This is a genomic window from Bartonella gabonensis, assembly GCF_903679515.1.
Classification (GTDB): Bacteria; Pseudomonadota; Alphaproteobacteria; order Rhizobiales; family Rhizobiaceae; genus Bartonella; species Bartonella gabonensis.
Window position 1 is genome coordinate 1 of the sequence record NZ_CAHOYM010000078.1, and the last position, 2,483, is coordinate 2,483.

The window sequence follows — 2,483 nt, forward strand, 5'->3', positions numbered from 1 at the left end:
ATATCAACCCAAAGATCTGTAGAGGGGTCGTAAACCATTCCCTCGGGGGAACTATAAGGGCGGTGATTGAGACACCAAACGGAATTGGGTAAGATATCCCCTGCCCTATAACCAGACAGTGGGTGACCGGAAATCGTACCAACATCCGCACAAAGCGTATGGAAACCTCCTATCTTGCGTGAACTACTAAAGATGTAATCCCTTGGATAGGTAGAGTTTTCTGATACAACAATTTTATGAGAATCTCCCCCCGGTACCAAATAAAGATAATAATCCTTGCCCGCCGAAAGAGGCTGAACGTTTATTATTTTATCTACCGTATTATTTGCAACCAAAATATCATTGTCTAATGCCAAGGTTATACACGTTCCTTTTTTCACGGTTAATTGCGCTTTGCCTGTCGCAACAAGAAACGGAGTGAAAGTTGACAAAACCGTTAAATTAGACTGTTTCAGAAAAGTGTTTACCTTTTCTGCTAGCGCTTTTGCTGCTGTTGCTGTTGTTTGAGCTGCTGTCGCTGTTGCTAGAGAACTCTTGATACCACCAAACTCTTGCTTCGTCGTATCGGCTGTTGCTTTGGCTTGATCCGCAACCTTCTTCACCTCTCCGGCTACTGTCTCTAACTGTTGGACCTTCTTCTGGGCGTCCTCTGCCAAATTCTTAGCTGTTTCTGAAACTTGTTTGGCTGTTTGCAAACCAGACTCTATTGTTAATGCCTTTGCCTTAAATGAAATAACATCTGCCGTCGCTTTCCTTGCGGATGTTTTTGCATCGCTAGCTTCTCTTAGTGCTTGCTCTGCTGTCTTTTGCGCTTCTGTAGATGTCGTTGTTGCTTGTCTATCGGCTTGTAAGGCTTGATCTGCGGCGGCTTTCGCTTCAGAAGCTACGCGAGACGCTTCTTTTGCTTCCTGTTGCGCCTCTTCCGCTTTCGCTTTTGCACCATCTGCTGTACTTTTTGCCTCCTCTGCTAAACCCTTCGCTTCCGATGCGGTTTGAGATGCTTGTTCGGCTGTCGTTTTCGCAGTCTTCAAGATATTGATTTATAATGATAATTTAGCGTTATTCATATTGAATTAGAACACCGAATAACGTAAGATTCTCTCATTTCAAATCTGTTTATCTTGCATCAATCAAAACCACTCATTTGCACGTCACAAGCGGGATGAGTGTGTGGATCAAATTTGTATAAGAAAGGAGTAAAAATGGTCCTTATGAACCGTCTTAATGCAAAGTCTGTCGCAACATTGGGGGCTGGCAAATATAATGATGGTGCCGGCTTGCTTCTTCATAAGCGTAAAGATGGAGGTGCTCAATGGATTTATCGTTATACTCTTCACGGGCGCCGTCGTGAAATGGGCTTGGGTGCTTTAAGAGATGTCTCTTTAAAACAAGCCCGTGAATTGGCAACAGGGTGGCGTTCTGTTCTTCGTGAAGGTCGTGACCCTATTAAAGAACGTGAAAAACAAAAGCGTGAGGCAATAAGCAATCTCCATTATTTAAAAGATATTGCACTAGATACTTTTGAAAGTCGTAAAGCTGAATTAAAGGATGATGGAAAAGATGGAAATTGGTTTTCACCTTTGCGGCTTTACATTCTTCCTAAATTAGGCTGTCTGCCGGTTTCAGAGATTACACAAACAGAGATACGCACTACCCTCGCTCCTATTTGGCATACAAAAACTGGAGTTGCTTATAGAGCTCTTATYCGTCTCAATATGTGTCTCAAACATGCGGCTGCCTTAGGATTGAATGTTGATTTACAAGCAACARMAAAAGCACGCGCGCTCTTAGGGAAACAACGTCATAAAGTCAAAAATTTACCTGCAATGGATTGGAGAGATGTTCCGGCTTTTTATMAAACACTTTGTCAAAAAACAACTATGACACAATTGGCTTTGCGTTTGCTTATTCTTACAGGCGTTCGTACTTTTCCTTTATGTCATATTCATAAAGATCAAGTTRAKGGRGATATATGGACTATCCCTGCTGARAATATGAAAGGACGGCGTGATGCTACAACAGAATTTCGTGTGCCCTTATCATCAGAGGCATTAGAAATTCTCAAACAAGCGCGTCTGCTCTCTCGCAATGATTTCTTTTTTTCTGCTAAAGGCCGCGGTCCCCTCGCTGATAAATGTATGTCAAAATATATGAAAAAAATTGGACTTGAATCCTGCCCCCATGGATTTCGTTCTAGTTTACGCAATTGGCTYGCTGAAACAACCGATGCCCCCTATGAGGTCGCTGAAACYATTCTAGCTCATACGGTCGGGGGGCAAGTAGAGCGTGCCTATCGTCGTACTGATTATTTAGAACAGCGCCGTGTCTATATGGATAAATGGGCCGCTTATGTYACGGGTCAATCTTAAGATATGGGGTGCATAACCCCATTATCTGTGGATAACTTTATCTCTCTCTTTTCTCATATCGTCTCAATTAAACTCATAAATTATCACATGAGAAAATGTATGATAAAATACTGT

At 42.3% G+C, this 2,483-nt stretch carries 2 protein-coding genes; one reads left to right on the plus strand and one right to left on the minus strand.

Annotated features, from left to right (window positions below):
* On the minus strand, window positions 1–1,031 hold a 1,031-nt coding region (locus HWX04_RS07995; RefSeq protein WP_439330032.1), incomplete at its 3' end, for a phage major tropism determinant.
* A 171-nt stretch (window positions 1,032–1,202) separates the two neighbouring features.
* On the opposite strand from HWX04_RS07995, the gene HWX04_RS08000 reads away from it, so the two are divergent.
* Window positions 1,203–2,369, plus strand: a complete 1,167-nt coding sequence (locus HWX04_RS08000; protein WP_175869597.1) for a tyrosine-type recombinase/integrase — start codon at window positions 1,203–1,205, stop codon at window positions 2,367–2,369.
* Window positions 2,370–2,483 lie beyond the last annotated feature (114 nt).